At 55.8% G+C, this 24,506-nt stretch carries 19 protein-coding genes; 1 reads left to right on the top strand and 18 read right to left on the bottom strand.

The annotated features are described in order from the left end of the window. The 18 genes from VFV96_10820 to VFV96_10735 form a co-directional block, all read right to left on the bottom strand. A partial coding sequence (locus VFV96_10820) for a hypothetical protein (GenBank protein ID HEU5070887.1) occupies positions 1–556 on the bottom strand: 556 nt, incomplete at its 3' end. Next, positions 553–918: a hypothetical protein gene (locus tag VFV96_10815; protein HEU5070886.1), complete on the bottom strand. Its 366-nt coding sequence runs from the start codon at positions 916–918 to the stop codon at positions 553–555. The genes VFV96_10820 and VFV96_10815, both read right to left, overlap by 4 nt. Continuing rightward, positions 915–1,070, bottom strand: a complete 156-nt coding sequence (locus VFV96_10810; protein HEU5070885.1) for a hypothetical protein — start codon at positions 1,068–1,070, stop codon at positions 915–917. The genes VFV96_10815 and VFV96_10810 overlap by 4 nt, the downstream gene beginning before the upstream one ends. Before the next feature lie 34 nt (positions 1,071–1,104). After that, complete coding sequence (locus VFV96_10805) at positions 1,105–1,395, bottom strand: helix-turn-helix domain-containing protein (GenBank protein ID HEU5070884.1); 291 nt, start codon at positions 1,393–1,395, stop codon at positions 1,105–1,107. 18 nt (positions 1,396–1,413) lie between these two features. Then, positions 1,414–1,590 carry a helix-turn-helix transcriptional regulator gene (locus VFV96_10800; protein HEU5070883.1) on the bottom strand — a complete coding sequence of 59 codons (177 nt, stop codon included), beginning with the start codon at positions 1,588–1,590 and terminating at the stop codon, positions 1,414–1,416. 167 nt (positions 1,591–1,757) lie between these two features. After that, the gene (locus VFV96_10795; protein HEU5070882.1) at positions 1,758–2,975 is read right to left on the bottom strand and encodes a hypothetical protein; all 1,218 of its coding nucleotides are present in this window, start codon (positions 2,973–2,975) and stop codon (positions 1,758–1,760) included. Next, positions 2,938–4,122, bottom strand: a complete 1,185-nt coding sequence (locus VFV96_10790; GenBank protein ID HEU5070881.1) for a hypothetical protein — start codon at positions 4,120–4,122, stop codon at positions 2,938–2,940. The genes VFV96_10795 and VFV96_10790 overlap by 38 nt, the downstream gene beginning before the upstream one ends. A gap of 29 nt (positions 4,123–4,151) precedes the next feature. Continuing rightward, entirely contained in the window at positions 4,152–6,206 is a 2,055-nt protein-coding gene (locus tag VFV96_10785; protein HEU5070880.1) for a Druantia anti-phage system protein DruA, read from the bottom strand. Beyond that, positions 6,173–7,705 carry an ATP-binding protein gene (locus tag VFV96_10780; GenBank protein ID HEU5070879.1) on the bottom strand — a complete coding sequence of 511 codons (1,533 nt, stop codon included), beginning with the start codon at positions 7,703–7,705 and terminating at the stop codon, positions 6,173–6,175. The genes VFV96_10785 and VFV96_10780 overlap by 34 nt, the downstream gene beginning before the upstream one ends. A gap of 81 nt (positions 7,706–7,786) precedes the next feature. Beyond that, positions 7,787–9,610 (bottom strand): ATP-binding protein, encoded by a 1,824-nt coding sequence (locus VFV96_10775; protein ID HEU5070878.1) that lies wholly within the window; start codon positions 9,608–9,610, stop codon positions 7,787–7,789. A 105-nt stretch (positions 9,611–9,715) separates the two neighbouring features. Continuing rightward, positions 9,716–10,360: a sigma-70 family RNA polymerase sigma factor gene (locus tag VFV96_10770; GenBank protein ID HEU5070877.1), complete on the bottom strand. Its 645-nt coding sequence runs from the start codon at positions 10,358–10,360 to the stop codon at positions 9,716–9,718. 288 nt (positions 10,361–10,648) lie between these two features. Beyond that, a complete protein-coding gene (locus tag VFV96_10765; protein HEU5070876.1) occupies positions 10,649–11,755 on the bottom strand; it encodes a PD-(D/E)XK nuclease family protein in 1,107 nt (368 codons plus the stop codon). Further along, entirely contained in the window at positions 11,731–14,847 is a 3,117-nt protein-coding gene (locus tag VFV96_10760) for a helicase-related protein (protein ID HEU5070875.1), read from the bottom strand. The genes VFV96_10765 and VFV96_10760 overlap by 25 nt, the downstream gene beginning before the upstream one ends. A gap of 93 nt (positions 14,848–14,940) precedes the next feature. Next, complete coding sequence (locus VFV96_10755; GenBank protein HEU5070874.1) at positions 14,941–17,166, bottom strand: DEAD/DEAH box helicase; 2,226 nt, start codon at positions 17,164–17,166, stop codon at positions 14,941–14,943. Continuing rightward, a complete protein-coding gene (locus VFV96_10750) occupies positions 17,163–18,185 on the bottom strand; it encodes a hypothetical protein (GenBank protein ID HEU5070873.1) in 1,023 nt (340 codons plus the stop codon). The genes VFV96_10755 and VFV96_10750 overlap by 4 nt, the downstream gene beginning before the upstream one ends. Next, on the bottom strand, positions 18,178–20,169 hold the full coding sequence (locus VFV96_10745; GenBank protein HEU5070872.1) for a hypothetical protein: 1,992 nt from the start codon (positions 20,167–20,169) through the stop codon (positions 18,178–18,180). Before VFV96_10745 ends, VFV96_10750 begins: the two co-directional genes overlap by 8 nt. Then, positions 20,162–21,652, bottom strand: coding sequence for a hypothetical protein (locus tag VFV96_10740; GenBank protein ID HEU5070871.1), 1,491 nt, complete (start codon positions 21,650–21,652; stop codon positions 20,162–20,164). The genes VFV96_10745 and VFV96_10740 overlap by 8 nt, the downstream gene beginning before the upstream one ends. 46 nt (positions 21,653–21,698) lie before the next feature. Beyond that, positions 21,699–22,625, bottom strand: a complete 927-nt coding sequence (locus VFV96_10735; GenBank protein HEU5070870.1) for an HNH endonuclease — start codon at positions 22,623–22,625, stop codon at positions 21,699–21,701. Between the two features lie 387 nt (positions 22,626–23,012). Between VFV96_10735 and VFV96_10730 the strand changes: the two genes are divergently transcribed. Continuing rightward, positions 23,013–24,398: an ankyrin repeat domain-containing protein gene (locus tag VFV96_10730; protein HEU5070869.1), complete on the top strand. Its 1,386-nt coding sequence runs from the start codon at positions 23,013–23,015 to the stop codon at positions 24,396–24,398. Positions 24,399–24,506 lie beyond the last annotated feature (108 nt).

Below are 24,506 nucleotides of genomic sequence, written 5' to 3'. Positions count from 1 at the left end.
TGGAGTCCACTCCCTCTCCGCGCTGGGGAGAGGGTTGGGGTGAGGTGCGGGCCGCAGGCGCATTGGCCACAGGCGCTGCCTGTTTCGCCTTCCATTCGGCGTAACGCTGGCGCGTCGACGCCGGATCGTAAGTGCCGCTGGGCGTCACCTTCTTGGTCGGCTTCGACACCGCATCAATCGCGGCGTAAGTTTTGCCGCTCATGTTTTGCTGGTGACTGATGACCAGCGTGCAGCTCGCGCCGATGAGCTTGGCGAGATCAATGGTCTCGCCCGGTGTCACCAGCCGCCCGCGCCACTTGCCCAAAAATTCCGCGAGCTTCGCCTTCGGATGCAGCGACGCCGTGAAGTTTTTCGACACGGTGCAGGGTTTCCCATCTTCGGTCTTCTGCTCGCTCTCGAACACGAGCTTCACCTTGTTGACCATCTTTTTGACCCCTTGAAACTCCGTTTCAACGAGGCCCATATCCATCACATCCACGCACACGGCGGGATGGATGCCTTCCGGATGCGGCTTAAAGTCGCCGCCGTCTTTGCTTGTCAGTGTCAGATTACTCATGTGTGTATCTCCGTTTTGTTTTGTTGATGTTGTTGTTTCCCCTCCGGCGGCAACACGCCGCGGAGGAAATTGAAGAAGGTTTCGGCGCGCATCGTGATCAGCCAGGGGGCGTGATTGCGGCGGTGGGCCACGACCCACGGTTTGCCGCCGCAATCGCCCTCGGCCTGCACGCAGGCGTCGGTGAGGTTTAGGTTTTGCACCCGCTTCACCTCGACGTGCAGCCACGCCAGCGCGTCGCTGACCACGTCGGGCGAATCCGGCGAGCCGCTGAACTGCTGGCCGCGTCGGGCGTCGAATCCGCTTTCACGGAGCAACGCAGCGAACTCGCGTTCACCCACCTTGCCTTTGCGCCGGCTATTCACTTGCTGCCGCCCTCCTTGTTTTGCAGTTCACGTCTGGCGGCTTTCTTGGCCCGATCCTCGATGTATTCCTCCAGCGCTTTCCCGAGGACGTAGCCGAGGAACAGCAGCCAGCCGATGACCATCAGGTTCAGGAACGTTTCGATTAGTGTCATAGTTTTGCTTTTGGATCTGATTCGTTGTGTTTGGTTAAGTCCCCAGCCGCGGACGAATCGCACCGCGCCGGCAGACTTTGAAATTCGTGTGAAGGCTTTCGCGGACTTCGGCCCAATCAAAAAGCACCACGGAGGAAATTTTGATGAACGGCAGATGGCCGGCGCGCTGCCAGTTCTCGATTGTGCGCAACGTTACCTTTAACTTGGCGGCCAGTTCCTTCTTGGTGAGCATCTCGTCGTAGCCATCGCCGAGCGGACGGGGACGACGCGGTTGAGTTGCCAGCGGCGCTGGCGGGGTGCAGACATTGCTTGATTCGGTCATCATGTGTGATTCCTCCAAGGGTTAAGCGTCGAAGAGTTCAAACGTGGGTTTGCCCAACGCATCGGCGATGCGTTGCTTAAGGCTCGCTTCCGGCACGGCCCGACCGGTTTCGATTCGGGAAATCTCGATCTCTTTCGTGCCGACCTTGTCCGCGAGTTGCAGTTGGGTCATCCCTTTCAGCACCCGCGCCGCTTTCATTCGATTGTTCGCTGCCATATTTGCTTTCTCCGTCGTGACGGTGGCAGTTAGCGCGCACCGTTCAGAAGGGGGCGAAAATGGCGTGATTGGGGCACAAAAATGGGGTTAGCGATTACGCTAACCCCTGTGGATGAGTGAATTGCAACTCTTGTGGCGAGTTGCGGAGATTATTGCGGAAGTTCTTCGCGGATGAGTTTGAGAAGTTCGGTTTTCACGCTCGACCAGTTCGCGGCATTCTGCCGCTGCAGCGCCCCAAAGATGTCTGCCAGTAAGTCAGGATAATTGGTGGACTCGGATGCTTTCACAGACTCCAGCGTTTCACGGAGGGTTTCCGGGTTCTCGGCTTGCCCGCCGGATTCACCCGACTGTAAAGACTCATCCAGCCGGACTTTTATGTGCCGCCCACTGCGCTTGCGCCATTCGATGAAACGCCACATCAACTGATACTCCCTCCCGCGCTGCGGCCACTTGTCCACGCGATCATAGAAGCTTCGGTGCGGGATCTGCAAATGCTCTGCTGCCGCTTTCCGATTTCCTAATGCAATGATGACCGCAAAAGCTTGGAAGTCGGCGGCGTCCACCTTCAATGCAAACTTGAAATATCCCTCGGTATGCAACTGTCGCAGTTCGTCGTTCTCCTTGCGAAGTTCATATTGATTGCGCGCTACCGCATCAACATTCCGGTCGATCCGCTCCACCGTCTTGACCAGCAACCGGCCATCCGCCTGTCGCCGCTGAAATTCTTTTAGCAGCGAGTCAGCGGCAGAACTTGGCGCGAGTGAACCTTTGTCACCAAGCAGCAAAGCCGCCGACATTGGAATGTGCAAGCACGACTGCCGCCGCAACGCCGATTCCACTTCCGCCGAACAGTGCATTCCTGTCGGCGTAAGTAATAGGAACGGATCAGGCTGGATTCCGAATAGCCGCTCAACTTCACGCGCCATCCGGGAAGCATCCGTCGGGAACATCAAATACACGTTGGCGCGTGCCGCTCCATAAGTTCCGACCGGCAGGGCGCGGACGCCGCCAACTTGTCGGCTAACGCTCGCATCCAATCCAAGTGCCCGTGCTATGCCACTGCATAGCTTCGATGTGTCTGCCGCAAAGACGAACAACTCTGTATTCGCGACCTGGAACGGCGGACATGAGTCCTCTGTTTCGCAAAACGCCACCCATTGCCCCGGCTTATGTTGCTCGACGCGATGCGGAAACCCGCAGCCAAAGGCATTCTGGCACGGATAAGTTTCCGCCAGTCCGTTCGCCAGCGCCAGATAGGGGCGTGCGCGTGCCGTATCATGGCCGAGTTCACGATTCCACTCCGCCATGACCGCGCCAGTGGCGAGCTTTTCAAGCGCCCGCCAAAACCCCTTCTGGTTCTTGCTCATTCTCTGTCCGCTTGATGATGAATCCGCGTGCGTCCAGCCACTTTTCCATGAGTGCCGTGTCGCCGTCGCGCACCACGCTTAGTTTGTTCGTGCCCAAAATCTTGATCGTCCGGCGTTTCTTGGAATCGCTAAACCGCACCAGAAAACTTGCGCGCACGAGGAAGTCTGGATCGGGCAAAACCACACGTTCGTGTTCCACCATCGTGAACACGTCCGGCGCTTGATACAGCGTCCGCAGCCAGTCTTTTCCACCGGAGTAGGACTGAACCTCCACGAGCGTGACATCTTCAATTCCTGGCACGTCCGCGCAAGCGAGGCAGGCCCGGCCGCTCTCCACCAGCGGCGCGAGCGTGAACCTAGCACCGCCAGGGAAGAACTCCTTGTCATGGAACACATGCTTGCCGAATACCGTTCGCAGCATTTCCACTTCGCGTGGATTGCATCCGTGAATCCGCAACTCGCCGCGCTTGCGATTGTAAACCAACACATCGTATTCACCGGGCCGAAACAGCAAAGTCTCTGACCCGGTCGCCGAAACGACTTCCTGGCGCTTGCTCGTCAGCCCGTGCCGCACCAAAAACCAATACTCACCCGGACGCCGATACATCCACACGCGGGCGTGCCGACCGCGTTTCGCCTTGAAAAACCAGTCCGCGAGTTCCGCTTCCAAGTCCTTCGTCTGATCAGGCGTCGGCTCATCGAAGGCCGGGATCGGACGGCGGTCCGTGACGAAGTGGACAAAACCACGCGGGCGGTCCAACTGGTGTATCTGGTGCATTTCCTCCAGCACCTTCGGATGCTGATTCCAGACCTGCACCGCAACGTCCACGGGGTCGGGGTCGTCGCCTACTTCCATTTCAATGCCCACATGACGCAATCCGTCGAGCAGGTCATACATCCCGGCCTCGGTGGCCATTTCATGGATCAGCGAGGCCGAGTGCATCAATTCGCGCGGCATATCCGCATCCGGCTCCATGAAGATTGCCGCCAGCCGTTCGTAATCAATCTGTCCGTCCGCTGCAGACGATGGCAGCACGAACCCGCGCCCGGCCAGATACTCGCGTGCTGGCGTAAGCCAGGTAATCAAATAGTCCGGCTTCATCCGGCGAAATGTTCCCGGATGTGTGAACAGATTTAGATTTGCCATATTGGTTGCCTCACTTTCTTTGGTTCGTTCTATTGAAACAGGTTGGCCTCATCCTCATCGGAAGGCAGCCGCACACGCGCTCCATGCGTGACTGGATACGATAGCGTGTGTTTCTCGACTTCATCGAGAATGCCTGGACGCGCAATCCGCCCCGCAAGCCATCGCTTTCGCCAGAACGCTCCCAACTTGGCGGTGTGCTCGTTTGCATTGGCGAGCGCGAGGAAGTATTTCGGCTTGGAGTCAACACCGAGCAGGACTTCCCGAAAGTTCTCGGCAATCGGGATGCCGTAAACCACACGAGGATTGCCGTGCATCAGCAAATCCTCGGCGGGCAAGCCGACATGCGCGAGACCGTCGCGCAACTTTCGCATGAGCGGGTTCACACCTTCTCCAAAAATGCTGTTCACTTTGCGCCCCACTCCGCCACGCGGCATCAGGGTCTCCAAGTAATCAATGGACGCCTTGCTGAAATGGTAAGAACCGTAGCCCCGGCTCATTCCCAACTCCTCGTATTCAATCACCGCGTCGCCCTTGCCACCGGCTTCGGCCACCGGCACACGCACGCGGTTGTATTGGCTCGACCCCACCCCGTAGAGACTGGTCGTGGCGAGCAACACGAGATTCGGTGAGCGGATCACCGTGTCGCCCTTCATGGATGAAGCGATGATGCTGGCCTGTTCGCCATAACGGGTGCGGTAGAACCTCACCACTTCCGGGCTGGTCAGCATCATGCAAACAAGTTTGCCGCCCAGCAGTGTGTTGTAGGGCGCAACCGCGCCGCAGATGATGATGTCCATCATATCCACGCCGACATGCTCCGCCTTGACGAGCCGCACAAGTTGGCGAATAGCGTGCTTGCCGTGCGGGGATTCGAGCGTCGTTTTCAGCGCCGCTGCCGATTCATCCGTCAGTCCCGCTTCCCGCAGGTTGCGGCGGACACCCAGCAAAAGCGCCAGCGTTTTTGCCCGCTTTGACCGGAACAGCCATGTAAGGGCCTGCTTCTTCCAGTCCACCGTGCCACCGGCTTCCCCGGTCGAGTTGCGCTTGTGCTCGGCCGCAGCGGCATCCAACTGGTGCATCTTCGCCGCTTTGACGGATTCCGCTGTAAGTTTTTCAATGACCTCTGGAGTCGGATTCGTCAGGTGGCGCTTTTGCAGATTGCCGTCGGCAATCAAATCCGCTTTGTAAATCGCGTCGAGCAGGCGTTCGACTGATTCATGCACCCAACGACACCACTTGGCCGTCGGATGCTCGTGCAATTTCTTGATAAATACATCCGAGTCCCATCCGATCCACTGGTCACGCTCCGTTTGCTGCGCCATCGAACTGCCGAGCGCGGCAATACCGATGACTGGATGATTCGGCGCGGCTGCATCCCGAATCAGCACCAGCATGGAACGGCCCGGCAGGGACTTGTAGGTGCTTACCCAGGTATGTCGGAAGTAACGCCAGATGTCCGTCAGCCGCAAACCAGTCAACGAACACACGGCGTCAGTCTCGACGGCTTGCACATACGGCGAAACTGTTTCGGCCAATAACTCGACGCGCTTCGTTTCGTCGGCTTCGGCTGCCGCCGTCTTGAGTTTGCTTGCAAGCTCACGACCGTCGCGCATGAGCGAGAAGATTGAAACCCACCCGTTCGGGCCGAGCCGGCGTTGCTCCATGTTTTTGACGAACTCCACAACCGCTGGCTCTCGCAGTTGTGCGTCACGCTCGAAAAGATGTCCCGCACGGATGCGCTGCTTGATGTCCATCGGCGTCGCGCCTTCCGTCTTCGGTTCTTCGAGGGTGATCTTTTGCCGCCGTGGTTTGAGCGTCCACCCTTGCGCGACAATGTCCACGACTACGCTCGCGCAGAATTGCAGCGTGAGGCTCGCGCTTGACGCCGGGCCGCTCACAAGCGCGGCCACGTCCTCGCGTGCCTGTGCGATGACCTCCGGCGTGGCGATGTTGCCCGCTTTCTCAACTCGCCGCGCCAGTTGGCGGCAGAATTTGCGAAACGTTTCGCGCTTGTTGCCAAGCTTTGGTTCGAGGGCGACCAACCGCGTCTTTAACTCAGAAATGTTGCTAGAATGTTGCTCCATGATTCTCGAAATGTTTTTGACCAGCCGCGCGCTTGCTTGTTCTTCGCGAGCGATACTTCCGCCCGAGCTGCGGCGAGGATTGCCAGTTCCAAATTCCGCCGCGCTTCACCAGCCTGATCGTCGCCTTGCGTCGTTGTCGCGGCACATGCTTGTCTGACGAACGGGTGTTGCTCATTCAGAACGACCTTGAGACACGCGCCATCCAGCGACGGCAGGTAGAACGCGAGTTGGTCGAGTTTTTCCCAATGAAACCGATACTCCAATCCACCAACTCGCCCACGACCGCCGCGCCGCAACACCACCGCCTTTTGGACAACTCGTGTCGCTTGAGTCGGTGGCTCGATCAAGTTGTCAAACCGTTCGGCCAGGCGTTCGGAATCCCGCGCGATGTGCCCGTTTGATTTCGCCATCACGAATGCTTTTCGCGCCCGACCGTTGAGTTCCCGCGCCGTCCGCTCCATGTCCGGCGTGAGAATGGCGTTCAGTTTTTCCGTGGGATGGATTTCTTGCTTGGTGTGGGTCACGCCAAACAACTCATCCACATCTGGTTCGAAACAGACCTCGCAACGCCACCAGTCGTCGTAATTCTCACGGCGCTTCTGCCCCATAAAAAACCAGCCCCGGTCAATTTCTCGTCCGGCACGGACAATGGACACCCCCGCGCCCTTTGCGATCCCGGTGACGTTCTTTTCCCGGTTCGACAGCACATGCCACTTTTCCACGGGCAGTTCGGTGAACCGAACTTTCACCACCGAGGACGCTGCCTTGCCGTTGCCATCGGTGGACGCCACTTCATAGGTCAACTCCGGCCCGAATGCGTTCGCCCCGGTCAGCCCACAGCCTTGCCGTTCAAACAGCGGGTCGAGCGGTCTGAGCGGATCGCCGTTCAACGTGATATGCTTGCCCGCCCACAGTTGAAACCTGAACAACCGCCCAAGTTCTAATCCCAATCGCTTCACGAGCGGGCCGAGGTATCGGTTTTCCAGCCGGTCACACTTCCGCCAGACCACGGTTGTTCCATGCTTGAACGGATGCACCTTGCGGAACTCCGCGACTGCGATCTCGTTCGCGGCGGGAACGCTTTCACGCCCACCCGAACTAAACTCATCGGCGTCGAGATACGTTGCCCGCGCCGACTTACCATCACAGCTTGTAAGGATTTCGATGCGCCGGGCGTGGCTAAGAGATGCGTTGGGCAATCCCATGCCGTAACGCCCGTGGCTGTTCCGCTGGTTGAACCGCGAACTCCACCCGAATCGCATCGCGTTGCTGCAAGTGTTGGCGTCCATGCCCGAACCGTTGTCCGACACCCGCAGATGCGATTCCGGTGGGTTCGCTCCCTCGACTCGCCCAATCACGACCGCCACCCGCGTCGCTTTGGCCTCGAATGAATTGTCAATCAACTCCGCCAGCGCAGAGCCGAGGCTCTTGTAGCCGGAGTCTCGCGTCGCCTCGATGAAATGCGAGGCCACCACCAGAGAAGATGCGTGCCTTGCCATAATATTGGGTTGCACTGGGTCGCAACGGCGAATTGGCCAGGGTTAAAGCCGCCAGCCAATCGCCCGCCGCACCCGATTGGATCACGCAACTTCTTTTGATTCGGCTTCTGCCGACTGCTCTTCCTCCAACGATGATTTCCGATCCAACAATTGCAGGAGCAATTCCAGCCGGTCAGACCACTGCTTGCGCTCCTGCTTGTAAAACAGCTCGCGGTTGCCATCGGCGGTCAATTCTTCCGCAGCCAGAGTGAACAGCAGCAGTTCAACGGCGGCTCGGACGCGAGGCATGGTCTTGAGCCCATCGTAAACCTCGCTGTAAAACCGATGCCGGGTGTTGATTCGAACCTGTGTCTGCGGGCCAAACATGTCCGGGCGGTAGAACGGCGCGCCCTCCAATGCCTCAAAGAGCACGACGTATTTGTTTGCGTGGGCCTCTTCCAGCAACTTCTTCTCAACTTCCGCCTTCGGCTTGTCTTTTTCCTTCGCCTCCTTCTCGGCCTCTGCCTCAATCTTCTTGCGGGCCTGTTCCAGTTTGCTGTCAGGCAGTTGAGGCCGCTTCTTGGCGAACTTCTCTGCCTCCGCCATCACCTTTTCCGACTGCTTGGGTGCGTTCTCATCGGCTTTGGCCTTCTTGTCGTCACGCGCCTTCGCGAATTTCGCGCGCAGATCATTCTTCACAATGCCTGGCACGCCGTTGTCCATGAGTGCCTGCCACGTGCGTTCGCTCAAGTTCACCTGCTGTTTGTTCACCGTGATGCCGAACTCCTCGTCAAGGATCGGGTCGAAATCGAGTTCAATCGCCCAGTTACGGTCGAAAATGTTCAGGTTGCCGGTGTTGAGGTCGTCTTTCGGGTAGGCCGTCCGCGTGACCAGATCAATCTGCCGCCCAGCTCGGGTGACAATGAAGTAAGCGTTGTTCTCCTTCATTATGGAAAGGCGTTCCTTGTTTTCCGTCCCATCAGCGTTGCGCTGGAACGTCGGAGGCATGTATGAAAAGCGCAACCTTACAATACCCTCTGCTCCCGTGCGCCCGTTCTTCATTGCGAACTGGAGCGGCTCGCGCCCCTCGGCAATCACATCGTTGCCTACGTCGTAAAAGCGTGCGCTCGGATCGAGGAACAAGGGGTCAACGGCATCGACCCGCTGATCACCCACAAACAAGGCGCACCGATTTAAGATTCCGCGGTAAATCAGACCAAAATGCTCCATCATGTTTCTGTGAAACGCGTTTGGCTTGCGAAAGCCCGTGGTCAAACGGTCGGGGGCGACGAGCAGAACCACCGTGCCTTGGTCGAGTGTCCGCTTGCCAAGGCTCTTCTGAACCCAGGCAGGCAATGTTGCTTTCTCGGAATCGGGAGCAATCACAAGCCCTTCGTTGTTCGTGTGCTTACCGGCGCAAACGTCGTTCAGGTCAACGCACACGCGATACCATTCGCCGCCTTTCACTTTGGAATACACCTCGAAACGGCGCGTGATACTGACGGCAGCGGAGGGTAGGCCAAAACCGAACCGACCGAGGCCGCTGCGGTCGTTGTGCCGATGCGTGCCACCCCACAACACGGCGGCACGGATCATGTCCGGCTCCATGCCGTGGCCGTCGTCAACGACAGCGATCGCGCCGATGTCGTGCTGGTTTCCGTCGCCGTTGACGACCTGATACAGGAGGTCGACTCGCGTCGCCCCTGCCTGATCGGCGTTGTCCACAAACTCGTCAACTGCCGTGGCGGTGGATTTGTAGCCGCTGTCACGCATGGATTCCACAAATGCGGATGTCGCGATAAGTTGGAAACTCCGTTCGCCGGTCTTTTTCAAAGACTGGACATACTTGTGCTGCGCCTCCAAATCCAACGTCGGCATGGAGGCCGCTTCTTTCGTGCTCTGAACTGCTGGTTTCTTGATTTTCATAACTCTCAACTTCTTGTGCCCATATTCGGGCCTCTGGTTTTTGGGCTTGTTTTCACCGGTGTCAGCGACGCCCGAACGCCGGCACCAATTTGACTTAATGCCGAATCAATTACGGATGAAACTCGCTTGCAACTTTCTCAACGCCTCTGCCAGCACTTGCGAAACACGCGCCGGCGACACATTTGTTTCCTGTGCAATCTCGCCGACCGTCAATCCATGCAAGAAGCGCAGTCGGAAGATGAACTGCTGCTTGGCGGTGAACACCTCTGTCGCGCTGCTCAAGAACTGGCGCATGAGTTGCACTTCAACGGTGAACAGAAATTGGCCGACCGCTTCAATCGCTTCGTGGGCGTGGAGTCTCGGCGATTCCTCGCCCGCGTCATCGGCTTCCGATTCTGTGCCGTGATACTCCGCCCAAGACATACAGCAATTATGGCGGCACTCCGAACGCACGAAGTTTTTCATTCGACCGCGAATGTGTCGGTCGGCGTAGGTGGCGAAAGACGCGCCGCCCTCACGCTTAAAGTTGCGGTGCGCATTGACCAGCCCAATCATTCCTTCCTGGGCCAGATCTTGTTGCAGGCAGCGGTTGCCGCGAGCGTAATGCCAGGCGAGGCGATTGATTTGCGATTCAAACCGCCGGGCGACTTCGATTTCATCGCGGGGCGTGTCGGCACGATTTACGTGGCCGTTGGTGGATTGGGGAAATGGGCCGAAGCCCGAGGATGAGTCAGCGTTCGATTCGTTCATAGTTCAGACCTGTCGTCATAGTTGTTTACGGACTATGCGGAAGGCCCGAACCAAGCATTCGAACTTAACGGAGCCATATAGGGCCCACAGAACGAACCTCTCGCGTGACTGGATTATTTTTACAACTACAGTGGCAACACCGTCAAGTCAGCAGTCTGCTGCTACTGTGAACCAGTGCCAGAGCACCAGCGTCAAGACCTACATACCAAAACACCGCCACCCGTTAACCCCCTGATCGCGATTTTTTACGAAACCATAAAATCGTTGATGCTTGTTAGGCGGTTGATCCTAAGGCGCGAAATACACCTCGCTGTTTTGTGTAAAAGAAAACCGGATACCGGCTGGTCCCGTATTGGCCCTGAGTGCAAGACACCGGATACGGCGAGAGCCATCAGCCACCTTTTCAGCTACTTCCTGCGGTAGATGCAGGAGAGATTGAACCCCAAACAAATCGTCCCGGATGTAAATCCCGAGTGCGGCTGATTCCACGACGGCTGCGGTGGTCGGAACATAGTCAACCACCGTCGCTTCTTTTGCTGTGCTGTTGGCGAGCGATTCCCAATACTTGCTGCAGACTCCGCGGACATGGCAATACGCGCATTTTGTTGGTTCTGGCTTCGCCGGCAGTTCACCGGTGTCCACTTGCCCGTCAGCTCTTGATGCACGAAGCCGCAACTCGCCCAACACGTTTTCAAGTTGATTCAACATCGGCACCGGCACTTCCAGCACCTCGTTTTTCTCGGTGTAAATCAGGCGTAGCGCAGTCGGCGACTTCCCGGCTGTTGCCAAATAGAGCGCAGCGTAGAACACAACCTGTTCGGCGTGGTGTTCATGCTTTTCTCCACTCTTGAAATCAACAATCTCACCCGTCGTAATTAAATCTGCGCGGCCACACAACTTTGACTTTGGATCTTTCAGCCAGCTTTCCGCGCCGTTGAAAACTCCCGGGCCGTTTCCGACTGGGCGTGTGTCGGTGTTCAATTGGTGCTGCGATACTTTAACGTGGCTAGACGCTTCACCGAATGCTCTCAGGATTTCTTCGAGACGCACCTGTCCTGCCAGCGCCTTGCTGTCAATTCTCGGGTTGGATTCGTTCTTTTTCTCCCACGCTGCGACCAATTCCAATAAGGTTCGGCGAGGACGAAAATTCCCGTCGCTAGGATTCCTTGTGTAGTGCTCATACTGTTCAATCAATTCGTGGAGAAGTGCGCCTTCCAGACTGCCCCTGTTGGGCTTTTGTGGAATAGGTCCACCGAAGCATGGAAAAACTGTCCGAGATAGTGCCCAGCGCATCGGGCATTCCTCAAATCCCCGGAGTGCCGAAAACGACCAGGTCTCAGGCGGCTTCGGTCGAATCGTAAACTCGCCAATTATGAAGGTCGGAGGCCCAGGCATTTTCTGATTGCAAGGTGGCACGACGGAAGATTCCGCGTGAGTTGGTAGGCGTTCAGCGGACGCAGCGGCACCGAACTGCCATCCAGATCATCAACTAGCCCTGACCGGAATTGTTCTGCCACCAAGGCATGCGTGACGCACACCGCGACACTCTTTCCTTTGTGCTTGGCAAGGAGTGGCACCTTGATGCCATCAACCGATCCCCCCATCTGTGTCGTGATGCCATCCAGGTCGAGCATGACCTGCAATCCCTGCAATTGTTGCTCTTGTTCTGCCACCGGACCGTCTGCAGGGGACTTGCCGTCCAGAATCAAATCGAGCAGGTCCAGAGCAAGATGCCGGTCGAGACGCGAGTGATAAAACTGGTTATAGTAGTGCCGCAGACAGCGATAACAGGAACGGTCGCATCCCTCACCGTGTTCATCGTCACATGACAACACCTTGCGGACATAATCTTTAAGCAACTCCTCCATTGCATCGCCCACCCGCTCGGAATAGCCCGCGCCGCCGGACAAAGTATCAAACATGTAGATTTCAGCCGCGATGGAAGCACCCTCGCCACTCTGGTTGATCAGCCGGTATCCGGCGCTGAACTCGGTGAAATCCACATCAAACATTCTCCCTGCTGCCAGCGGGAGCGCGTCCGCCAGCGTCTGCAAGGCATCCTGTAAGGCACAATACTCAGCCGCCATCGCACGCGGCGATTGACACAGCGGTTTGGTGATTTGGATTCGCAGAATTACAAGATCGGTAACAAATCGATTGCCGAGAAATACTGGCCCTTTGATTTCCCCTTCACATCTGGCCACGGCCCTGGCATGGCTTCGATTGCTCGCCAACACCTTGTAAGGCGTCCGATGCGACGTTGGTGGGGCTCCCACCTTTGCGAGCGTGGCCCGTCCACAGGCATCGCAAACATGGAATCCAGATTGATCATCCGGATCGCCCTTGTTGACGACAACGAGTTGCGCGTCAGCTCGCCGGAACACTTCCAACCGGTCACTTAATTTTCGAACTAATTGCTGTTTGTCCCCGCTTTGATGTAACGGCACTGGGAACTGGGCTGGGGTTGCGTAGGAATAATCAGAGTCGTCATCGAGCGCGCTAACCTCGCGACCGTCATCTGGCAGGAACACTTCTGGCGTAATCATTTCGACGACCCGCAGTTTGCCAATTCCGCAGAGCGGACAATCTGCGTTCTCTCGCGTCGCCCCGTTTTGGTCGCCAACATCCTCCACGTAACAGCAGTGTTTTTGGTCGCAGAACACATACGGCTTGCGATGCGGATTTGTGAACAAGGGACGTGCCCGCTTCGGTTCGGTCAGGGAGACATTGGCCGTCACCGCAGCCGACTTGTAGGTCCGTTTATCAATGGTGATCAGCCGCCCCGGCGCATATTCAGAAAGCGCCCGTGAAATCGCCTGTTGCGGGGCATACCGGGCAACCAGATTCGACACATCCGTATCCCACTCTTCAACGCGAAACGTCGATAGGTCTGTCGGAAAGGCATAGGTTGGCAGAATCGCTTCAGAGAGCAGAAATTCCAGCAGCTTCGTCCGCTCTGCGTCATTCATTCCCGCCTCACGAGCGATCATCTCCTGAGCTTTCGGTTTGAGTCCGCTCAACTTAGCGGCAAAATCCTTCGCCTCTGTGGTCGCCCACTCCGCGACATCTTTGACATCCTCCAAATTGTTTCCCAACCACGCTTGCACTTTCTTGCCGATTCCGGCCGCCACTTTCTGCTTCATCCACTCGCAAAAATCCGCCAGCGTGCCTTCGCCAGTGCCCTCAAAAAACCCCTGCAAAGTTCCCAAACTGCTCAATATATCGGGCGAAGAAGCCGCCTCGCGTTCGCCAAAATACTCCTGCAGCAGGAACGACCTGACATGCCGCCGGGCAATCTTGGCATTATTCACTTTCACCGTGAGCTTTCGCGGTGCGCCAGATGAGATTTCATCCACGTGCGCATAATAATGATTGTCGTGCGCCCCCCCCTGGCAGTAAGTCACGACGGTGGAGACTGCCGAGCCTCGACGACCCGCACGTCCTGCGCGTTGTTGATAATTCTCCCGCTGCGGCGGCACGTTTCTCAGCCCCACCGCAACCAACGATCCGATGTCGATACCGACCTCCATCGTGGTTGTGCAACTCAGGACATCAACTGCCGGCTTGTTGACCGGATCAGCGAGAACGTCCTGGAATCGCAGTTCATATTCCTCGGTCTTCACCCAACCGCTTGTTGCCTCTTTGTGTGATAATTGTGCCGTGTGTTCCTCCGCCGAGAGAAGCCGCGGAGTTGTCTTTCCGTCATGAGCTGCCTTGACGGGTTTCCGCCAGAAGCCTTTGCGGCTTTGCACGTAGGGATCTACGTTTGGATCGAACTCGGTGATCTCATGTCCCCCACATCGCGGACAATGTCCGAGCAGCAAGTGTGGCGAGTCAGTAAAACAAGATTGGCACCTGAACCACTTGTGCTCTAGGGCAATGTTCAAGACAAGTGTTTCTGGCTTGAGGTAATACCCTCCTTCGCCAGAGTCAAAAAACGCAAATGATTCCTGCAACATTCCCTCAATTGCACTGGGATCAAACCCCTTGTCTGATATCACTTTGGCGATCTCTTTGCGGTAGGTCCCCTTGTGTGCCCAAGTGGGTTTGTCGAAACCTGCAATTTCCGCCCTCCTCCGCCTCTCAAAATCTTTGTCGATAGCAGTATCCCAAGCCAACCACTGCACCCAGGTAAGGGCCATTTCTTCAACAGCCTGGCGCTTTTCCTCGGGAAATTTCTCCGCTAGCTGCTTGATGACCCTCGGCAATGGCGTCAACCAGCCCGCGCAAATGAATCGCATGGAGTAAAGCCCGCCACAGGCCTGGCGATACAGTTGCGTTCTGAAGGCCAATGGGGGCGCGGGAAGATCTTCGATAAAATCATTGATGTCACTTGCATATACTCCCTTGAACGACCGCACGGCTTCTCTCAATTTCTGAGCATCATCTCCAGAAAATGGGCTCACATGTGCCGCTGCACACGCTGCAACAAATGGCGCATAAGCCTTCAGCAGTTGAAGTCTCTCCCTCCGGCCTGACTCAAGCATGGCATATCCATGTGCCAGCAATTCTCGGAAGGCATCCGCTTCAACCTCGTCCGGAATCGCTTTTGCAAGACGAGCTGCCTTCTGGCGACCATCTTAAAAGATCAACACCTTCCGGCCCTGGTTGGGGTAATCATCCACACCTTTAGAACCGTCAGGCGGCTGGGCGAACAATTGCCGCTTAATCAACTGACCAAAGGGCTGCTCACCCTTCGTCCGCAGGTCCATTATTCTGCTCGGCTCATTTGGGCCATTTCGGGTTCGGCCACCACACTGGGGACAATTGCTGAACACATGTGAAATCTGCGCTGTTAGCGTTCCAGAACCGTCGGCAGCATAAGTCAGTATCCAGCCATCTTTTGTCGCTGGCTCGCTCCACAACAATTGGCCGGAAGTGATGTTCAGCCAGACTGCTTGTTTGGGGAGATTTGATGCCTCCGGCGTAACCAGTAACTCCATTTCTTGCAGAGCCAATTCCGATCCTGACGATTCATCCCCGATGCCGGTGGTCGGCTCGTGCCAAAGGAAAGAGGGGCGCAGTTCTCTCGGCACATAGCCCTTCAGGAACACCGCCCCACAATCACGGTGCGTTAGGATTTCAAAAACCCGCGCGCCACATTCACAAGCAACACGAGGCTCGGGATACAGCCTTCCAAGCAAAGTTGTTTTTTTAGGGTCACGTTTTCCAGAACACTTGGGATTAGCGCACGCATAGAGGCCCGATAAGCCTCGAAAAAACAAGTGAAGCCGCGCTGGCAGGAATACTTTTTCCGTCTTGGCATCTCTCGCGTAATTGCAGAGCCGCAATAGGGCGTCCATGGCTCTGACTCGCGTCGCTTCATCGGGCACGTTCGGAAACAACTTCAGAGCCACTTGATCCAGCACGAGCGCATTTCCACTAACCTCCGTCACCAGCAACTTTGCCGGACCGAACTGCGCAACCGCAGCATAGAGGTCGTTGCCTGGATTCGCTGCTGACACGTTTGCCCATCCGAGTTTCTTCCCCAACTGATTCAATGCTATCGCCACCTTTTCTGCATCATGCATTACAGCGGCAAAACTACCGCCATCAAATTCTGCAAGCGCAACCGCCTCTGCCTTGGATGCTGGTGACGGCTTGCTCCACTCCTCTTTTGTTCCTCGGACAAAGGCAATATCATTTCGTTTGGTCCGCGGAAGTCCGGTGAGGTCGCATGCAAAGTCGCGCGCTGAGGATTCGTCATCTGCACTGCTGCCAACACTGGCGGTTGTCAGAATAAATCGAATCCGATCACGTTTGATTCCCAGCCGGGCGAAAAGACGTCGCAACAAAAAAGCCACTTCCGCTCCTGTCGCTCCCCGATACATATGTGCCTCATCAAGCACAATCGTCAGAAACGTGCCCTTGTTCTCAAGCCACTTCGCTGTTTGCTCGAAAATGCTCCTCTCGATTGGCCGCAGCATCATGTATTCGAGCATCGAATAGTTGGTGATCAGGATATCGGGACATGCCTCCTGAATCTCGTGTCGCATCAGGAGTTCAACATCTTGCGACCCGGTTTTAAGCCGATCATCCCACCGCTGCCCGTCCTGTCCGAAAAAGGCTTGGACATCCTTCGCGGGCCACTTGCCACGCGCTTTCAGTTCAGCCAGCAGTTTTTCGTTTCCGAGTATGGGGCGATAGAAGTTTTGCAACAGATCGCGGCACCGCCCTTTGTTCAGATCAGATGAGATTTCCCCCGGGAATGGCGTTCGGCTGGTATACATGCCAAATCGCACATGCCGACCACGCATGCCATGCAACAGTGCTGCGACATCTTTGTTTCCGAGCACCCTGCGCATTCGCGCCAGTTGATCCGAAACCAGTGCGTTCATCGGATAAAGAATCAGAGCTCTGCAACCAGTCATTTTGGTCGCTTTTGGCCCAAGCGTGCATTCTTCAGCCAGACTCCCAAGAATGGACAACAAGAAGATTTCCGTTTTACCAGAACCTGTGCCCGTTGCTGCCAGCACATCCCTTTGCTCTTTGAGGAATGCCTTTAACGCATGAGCCTGGTGGCCGTAGGGTCTGGGAAAAATTCCGCTTTTGGGTATCTTGGCTAGGGAAGTCAGAAGGGTCTTTGCGGCCGCCGGCAAATCGAGTTGCGCATATTCGTCTGATAGGACATACGCAGGAGTAGCTTCCAAGTATGGCTTCTGTGCAATGGTCGCTCCATCCTTCAACAGCAACTTACGCTCGTGGAGCACAGATGCGTCACGCACATGATATTGCGCCTCAAGGTAAGCGCGCAGGTCATCACCCAGTCCTTCAATGACGCTTTGAATGGTTTGCTGATTGTTCATATCATTTGAATGTTCGCGCTCCTGAGAACGGCCTCTGCCAGACCTTTGCCTCCATCTTGAATTTTCAGCGTCCACCCCTTTTCGGCTGGAACGACGGACGACGCGCACGTGAAAAGTGCGGTCGTCCACGCCTTTGGAAGCATATCTGGCAAAAACACGACAATACCGTGCTCCTCGGCTCTCATCGGGATTCGGTTCATCGTTCCCGCAATTTTCTCGGCGAGAAGCACCCATCGTCTGGCTTCGTTTCGTGTTACCTCATACCAGGCAGGCGCTCGGTTTTCCTGTCTGCGAATGTGAACACTGTAATGCGCCGGGAAAGCCCCAGTGCGAGCCACCACAAACTCGCCGCCCGGAAATTTGCTTTGCCAACGCTCACCACGAGTGCGTAATCGCTGAAGTTGGGAGTTGTAATAGACTGTTCCTTCGGGGGGAGGAGAAGCAGGGCGTTCCGGCAACTCATCGCACAACTCTGCAAACAGACTTTCAGCACTTCGCCCTACCCAACGGAATACGTCAGAGTGTTCAGCGCCGTCATCGTGCTGACTAAAGTGCTTTGCCAATTTCACTACTCGCCCGATAGATTCGCATGGCACAATGTCAATTCCATCTTCGCAGTGTTCGCTCAATTCCAGTGGCAAGCCGCCTGCAATCCGTCCCCAGTCCTCGGTTATCCGCACGACCCGTGATTCACGAGGCAAGCAGTAGCCGCGACCGATGTCTCCGAGATCTTCCAGGTGCACTAGCAAATCGATCACCCATGAAATCGACAATTCTGGATCACTTTCATCGAACAATGCACCGAACAACTTTGCAACCTGCGCTGTGAGCGCACTCCAATGCACTGCAAATGACGATTTGTCCCCCGTTTCTATGAACTCACCGTTTGCTTGGGCAAATAGTCTGCTTGCCACCGCACGCACCATCTCAGCCAACCATGTTTGTGAGGCACGCCAGGTTTCGTAGGTATTCGTGATTTGAACACTTCCCGATTTCGGCGTTGGCGCGAGTTTACTCATTTCCCGTCGTTGCTTTGGCCAGATCGCTTAAGTTCGCATCCTGTTTCCATTTCTCCCTGTAGGACTCTAAGACGCTGCTCATATCATTTGCCGCCAGCCGGGGAAGAATCCAGTATTTGTAAAGCAATCGGCAAATTTCTTGGTTGCTGATTTTGGCGAGTTTTAGCGCGCTAATCGCCCGCCGATATAAGATTCTCTTGGCTGAGGTTCTAAACAACGCGAGTTGGGCAAACTCATCACCGACCACCTCGATCAACTCTTCGTCTGAAATTAATTCAATGTCAGCGAGATTGGCCGATTGGGCACTGAAACTGTGAATTGCAGCCGCCACCTTTGCGGCACCAAATTTCAACATTCGATCATCTACAATCGCGCCGAATTCAATATCCTCTTGGACTTGCATCTCTCTGGTTTGCTCTAGGGTAACAAGCAACATGCCTTCGGGCTTCTGACACCCCAACGCCTGTCTCGAAACAGCCATTCGTTTCGATCCCAAAACCATTGAAACATCAGATCGGTTGACTCCTTGAAGGATTAGGGGGAGCGTTTTCTGGTCGTCTGGAATCAACGATTCCCAGTCAACAGGGTCGAGCAGTCCAGCGGGCAAATCCACCCACAACGCTTGTGGTTGTCCGAGCGCACTAACGACTGCATCCGCAAGCATGTCGGAATGAAGAGACCGAAATGCAACTGGCTGTCCACTTAGCATCGCAGCGGCACAAACAATCGCCACCTCACTCGCACTCGCGGGCGAAAGCCCAATCCTTCTAAGGTTGTTGCTGAAGGCATCCGAGAGATTGGCTGCCTTTTGGCGATTCGCATCCAATTGCTGAACTTTGATTTTGAGGCCCGAGTTCGTCCCAAGCCCTTTATTGCCCGAACTGCTCCAGGCCGCAAATAGGGCAAGACTCTCGGGCGACGATGCGAGCCGCTTCAATTCTTCATCAAACACTTTTCGCGCATCAGTCCGTGCCGCCTCGATGTTTTGGTTGAGCCTCCGCAATTCGTTTTCAAGCGAATTCCTTTCGCTCTGCAACTGGGCCAGTTCTCCGTTCTTATCCTCGATTGCCTTTTGAATGTTTCCCGCTGCTTTCTTCAGTTCATCAATTTCCTTCTCTGCTTTGCTCGTGGTTTCTGCGTGTTGGCGTTTCCACATGAGTGCCAGCGCTTCCTCCACAGTTTTGATCTGAAGTATTGACTCGACAGTATTCTCATCAAGCCGCCCCACCTGACTGATATTCTCTAACGCTCCGGGCAAATGTTCCATTACCCATTCGGAACCATCGGCAACCGTGATGCCAGCCAGAGCATTCGACAATTCCTGCACCTTGGTTCGGGAGAGCCATTCCAAATGGCCCGTCCGGCTTAGTATCTTCAACCGTCGATGAATTGCTTCTTTGGGGTCTAGCAATATCGGTTTGCCTTTGGGCAGACTTTCCGTGTCTATGAATCCATACTTCCTGCCAGAAATCTCAGTCTGAACGATGTCCACTCCGTCAAAAATGAATGTTTGTTCTCGCGGGGAGAGCCTGCCTTCGCTTGTGGCGGCAAACGGCCCTATAAGTTCTCGCTTTCCTCGGCGCACATAGGCAATGCCTTGACTCAACAAAATGTTGCAAGGTAGCGATTCTTTGTATCCCGCCAACCACTCCCAAAAAGCCAGGTGCCCCGGTTTACTCTCCCACGCGGGATAATCCACTACTTTCGCAAGATGCTTCGATGTGGTATTTACCTTCCATGCGGCACTTTGCCCTGGCGATTCAACGCAGTTGAAAAGGCCCACTTGATTCCGCAGGGGGTGTTGATTTTCACAAGCTGAAACGTGCAAGTATACTGTCCCACGCTCTGGAAACAATTGCTCCAAACCGCGCGTCTCGTAATCGTTAGCCCCCCTGATCCACACGCGAACCGATGGAAAGGCGATTCCATTCTTGTTTGCCACAAGTTGATCAAAAACGCCTATCACTTTTCGGATTTCACTCATAAGCAATGGATCTGATTGAGTATGCAGAAACCCGGCCACGATTAAAAGCGTTCAAAAGCCGCGCCTGGTAATGTGAGCGAGGTTTTACATTTGTGGACTGCTTCGTGATGAAGGGGCGCTGGCGCACTGTGCGCTGACGCTTCAGAACAACATCGGGATAGCCCAACGCCGACAAACAACAGGGAAACTTTCCACTTCGAAGAAACGAGACAATCTGCCTCGCAGTGTCGTCTTGCGTAATTTTCAGCCGGCGGCCACCCCGGTCACTAATGCTGAGTTGGATGGCTTTCGGAAAGACGACTGACAGCAATTCCCCATTACCCCGACTTGCATTGATCAGCGTCGATGCCAACTCATGCGCCGTCCAAGTCAGGCGCATGCGGGTGTCGGGAGATTTGCCGAATTTGAACACAATGTTTGCGCTCTGAGGCAAAGCGCAGTCATTTGAAAAGCGAATTTCAAATAGAAATCGAACCGGATGCGCGAGGCCGACACGAATTATGTCGGGCCTCAATTTACCTGTTGGACTCTGAATCGTGAACGTATCCGCGTCGTCTTTCAACGACAGGTAATTCGTTGTCAAATGACCGGACCGCCGCTCCTGCACCAACAATTGGGTGTATCGTGGCACGAGATTTCTTGAGACTCGGATGCGGATCGCAACCTCAGCATCCTTGGAGATTTCCCAACAGTCTGGAGCCAATTCATACGCACTAAATGGAGCAAAGAAACCGTAGTCGGCAATCTTGGCTGCAATTTCAAAATGAAGAATTGCCTGAAGATTTTGCCGCACTTGCCAACTTGGATCTTCAGGGATCTGAATCAGCGTTGCGTATACCCCGCGAATCGTTTTTATGGATTTTGGCTGCACCAGCGGGTGGAAATTGGAAATGACCTTTCTGCTTACGACGATGTATGCGCCCGGCTTGAGAATCCGGTGTTTCGGGATACGAACAGCTTCACGATCGGAAGCCCGGAACACCGCAGGTTCTTCTTCGAAGCCTTCGACAATGTGCAATTCGTGTTGTCTTCCGTTCAGATGCGCTTTGACGAGATAGTTTTTTTCCGCTGTGGTAATTTGAAAATACTGCTGTCGGAGATTGGGATGGATTGTGTAAGGAACCGAACTCTCCCCTGCAATGAAATGGACAAAGCCAGCCTGATACGCCGGCCGAAACCTCACCGCAAATGCAACCGAAGTTTCTTGGGCATGAGGTGACTGTGTGGCCACCAAGACAGCATCCAAATGTTCATATTCATGCTGTGAAAGAGGAACATCCCTGTGAAAGTTGTTCGCACGGCGCTCACATTCGTCATCGTCACTGCCTGGACGATGACGAAAATGGGGAGACTGAAATGCCCCAGCAGCATAAAACACCTCCGATTGGCACACCGGACAGAGATACCTGTCGGGAAACCGGCCTGCGGAGGCGCTCGCAGCCCGGACACGCTGATTTCGGATTGTATCGAATGCGTCGTCCACCCGGACGTAAAGGATGCACGACAATCCCGCCCAATGCAGTCAAAAATTATGGCGTAATCAAATGCGCGGCTCGATGGCGCGCAAAATACTCTGGCTTTGGCCTCAATGTGACACCTGCGGCAAATTGCAACAGCCGCCCGGCATACGGTTGCAGGCGCAATCCCTCTGGCCCGTTTTCCGTGAATCGCTGCGTTGACAGGATCACGCGCCCGTCGTTGCGCACCGACCACAGCCCTTCATCAAACATCCAGTGCGCGTTCTTGCACAGGGCCAGTCCGTTCTCAATGTCGTCATTCTGCGAATCTGCGAACGGCTCGATATGCGCCGCATCCACAATCGCCGCGCCATCCGTCGTGAGGCAGCACAGGCCCGTCAGCGCACAGGTGAACTTGTAACGCGAAACGACTTGCACCGCGAATCGCGCGCTTCGTCCCTTCTTCCGAGCTGCATCCTCCGCCTCCTCATTCAACGCCGCGATACGATGTTCCGCTTTCGCCACGCCATCGGCGCACAGTCCGAGGCTTTCAAGCAACGCCACCCGTTCGCGCGCCTCGAAATATCGCGACACCAGCAACAGTCGCGCCTTCAAACGGAAATCGGCATCACCGAGCAGATCGAAGAATTCCTCGTGCAACTTGCAAACGAAGCACGATTCCGGCGACTGCGCTGCCGTCATCTCCAGCGTGAACGCCTGCCAGAATCCTTGCGTGCGCAGATAGAAGAATGGCATCCGCAAATCCAGCCGCGTCGGCCACCGCTCCGACACCAGCGCCCCGTAGGATTTGAACCGCAGCACCAGTCCGGCCGTGCGCGTGAAATTCCGCCCGGTGAACTCGCCGGCCTCGGCCATGTCGAGCAGGCAAAGCAGCAGCAGCGGCTTGTGCGGCGCTTTGCCGCGGCACTTGCCGCGCCCGGCCGCCGCGTTCAGCTTCGTCAGCTTCCCCAGCCATTTCTTCGCCAGTTCTGCTTTCATGGTCGCCCGCAAAAATACACAAACGCCAGTCCCTCGCCCAGCCCTGGCTTTACCGCGTCAGCAGATTTCCGGTTGACGCTCCCGCCGTCCGGATCACACTGACCCCACGAAGCGCAACGCTGCCAAACCAATTCGCCCGTCCTTGCCGCCGACCCCGGAAGCAATCGTCGCCGCCATGCGCCGCACGGTTCAGCGCGTCCGGCGCATGTCACACCAGGAACTCGTGCAGTCGTTAATCGACACCGGCATCCTCACGCGCTCCGGCAAACTCGCCGCCCGTTACCGCTAATTGACCACTCCATCGGACCGCAGCCTCCGGCCCGGCTCTTATCGCCCACACCGCACACAGCCGCTCCCAGCGTTGCCGCTGTGATAAATTGTTGGCGTATGATGAATTCCAAACAACTTCGCCAGGCCATCAAAACAGGCGACGCCAAACAAGTCGCTGAAATCTTGCGGACTTCACCGAAGGAGAAAGTCGTTTTCTACCACGGTTGGACGCCGCTCCACGTCGCCGCCAAGTGCGGCAATCCGGACGTCGCCTCCGCCATTCTCGCAACTGGAGCGGCAGTCAACGCCGTCACCGACTTGTGGCAAACCCCTTTTGACATTGCCATGAAACACAACCACCGCCAGATCGCGAATCTCCTCTCCAAAAAAGGCGGTCACTCAGCCGCAAAGTTGTCGCTACATGCGGCGGCTGCCGCCGGTGATTTGGTGGCCGTTAAATCGCACGTGGCTGCTGGGGAGAATATTCAGGAAATTTTCGACGGCGAAACGCCACTTTGCATCGCCCTCCACCATCGTCACTGGCCTATCGCCAGCTACCTGATCAAGAAAAACGCCAACGTAAAATTGCCGCAGCGTTGGCACACGACGCCACTTCATGTCGCTGCCGCTTCTGGTGCTCCCATCGAAATCATTGCCAAACTGGTTAAACTGGGAGCTGAAGTTGATGCGTTGGACGAATGTGAGCGCACTCCCCTCTGTCACGCCGCAGAAGCCGGTCACACCGAGATCGTTCAATGGTTGCTCGACCACGGCGCAAACGTCACACACGGCCACGTCGGCAGTTCTGCGCCTGTTTACTGTGCGCTCATTCGCGACCACACGGAATTGGCCTCGCTCTTGATTGACCGGGGAGGCAAATGCACCCTGCATCAAGCAATCGCCTGCAACCACCTCGCACGTGCGCGCCAACTCCTGAACGCAGGTGCAGATGTTCACAAGGAGGAAGACCTTCCTTACTACAACACCCCTTTGGCAATGGCCGTTTGGCGCGACTCCGCTGAAATGGTCACGCTTCTCCTTGAGTTCGGCGCTGACCCAAACCGCCCCGATGAAAGCCACCAAGCCCAACACGGGATGGTCGGTGGCGACACAGCCCTTCATGAAGCAGTGCTCAAAGGTTCGGCCAAGATGGTAAAACTTTTGTTGGCTCACGGTGCTGATCCTGACATTCCTGATGCCTCCGGAACTACACCGATCGAACTCGCCCGGCTGAAAGACCGCAGCCATCTGGTTCATCTGATGGAGTTGCACATTGATAAGAAGTTGAGCCTCGTCGAAGACGAAGCCGGCGTGCAACCCCTCTACACCGTTTCCAAGGTTGCCGAACTTCTAAGCGTGGACGACACGTTTGTCCTCGACCTGATTAAAACCCGCAAGATCACCGGCCTTCAACTCGACGAAAAGACACTACGAATCACCGCTGGCAGTGTTCAACGCTACCTCGCGAAAATGACCTTGGCCGCCACTTCGCACTCTAGGTGAGCACACCCCGGCGACCGCCCGATCCGCCGGCATAGTGTTGAACGTCACCGCAATGTTCCGCCCGCTCCGCTGATGGCGGTCGGAACACCCGCTTATCGGTCGCAGCCC

It is taken from the genome of Verrucomicrobiia bacterium (genome assembly GCA_035765895.1).
Lineage (GTDB): Bacteria > Verrucomicrobiota > Verrucomicrobiia > Limisphaerales > DSYF01 > DSYF01.
This window is presented reverse-complemented; position numbering and strand designations above follow the sequence as displayed.